This window comes from Microvirga sp. KLBC 81, assembly GCF_003075415.1.
Taxonomy (GTDB): domain Bacteria; phylum Pseudomonadota; class Alphaproteobacteria; order Rhizobiales; family Beijerinckiaceae; genus Microvirga.
Genome location: NZ_QDAH01000288.1, coordinates 1 through 853, shown reverse-complemented (window position 1 = coordinate 853; position 853 = coordinate 1). Strand labels below are relative to the sequence as shown.

The following is an 853-nucleotide window of genomic DNA, read 5'->3' as shown; positions in this document are numbered from 1 at the left end:
ACTTAGAGTGCCTAACAAAACTGGAGTGAGTGCGTTGGTTTGGCATGGCCAAACCTCTTGTTTCCAATGCTCTCTGGGCAGTGATTGAGCCGCTCCTGCCGCCGGAGCCCGCCAAGCCCAGAGGTGGCCGGCCGCGGGTGGATGACCGAGCCGCCCTGGCCGGCATCCTCTTTGTCCTACGCTCTGGCATCCCGTGGGAGATGCTGCCTTCTGAGATCGGCTGCTCAGGCATGACGTGCTGGCGCCGGCTGCGCGATTGGCATGCGGCTGGTGTGTGGGCGCGCTTGCATCGCACCCTGCTGGAGCGCTTGGCGGATGCCGACAAACTCGATTGGAGCCGGGCTTCGCTCGACTCCTCTGCCATTGCGGCCAAAAAGGGGGCACGGCGACCGGTCCAAACCCGATGGATCGCGGCAAACCGGGCACGAAACGCCATGTTGTGGTCGACCGGACGGGCACACCGCTTGGCCTGAGCCTGAGCGGGGCTAATCGCCACGATAGCCTCATGCTCGCGCTAACCGTTGATGCGGTGCCGCCAGTGCGCCGTGGACGCGGTCGCCCGAGGCGTAGGCCGGACAAGCTGCATGCCGACAAGGCTTACGACCATCGCCGCTGCCGAAGCGAATGCCGGCGGCGCTCCATCACGCCCCGGATTGCCCGCCGCGGCATCGATTGCAGCGAGCGGCTCGGGCGATATCGATGGGTGGTGGAGCGCACACTGGCTTGGCTCAACCGCTTCCGCCGCCTCACCATTCGCTACGAACGACGTGAGGACATCCATCTGGCCTTCACCACGCTTGGATGTGCTCTCATTTGCTTCAACCAATGCAAACGGTTTTGTTAGGCGCTCTTA

1 protein-coding gene is annotated in these 853 nt (G+C 63.9%); it reads left to right on the top strand.

Features of this window, described 5'->3' with window-relative positions:
- Positions 1-44 precede the first annotated feature (44 nt).
- Positions 45-844 (top strand): IS5 family transposase gene (locus tag DC522_RS33810; protein ID WP_116532733.1). Its coding sequence is split into 2 segments (ribosomal slippage): positions 45-372 and positions 372-844, totalling 801 coding nucleotides; the frame shifts between segments, so codons are not numbered across the junction.
- Positions 845-853: the final 9 nt, after the last annotated feature.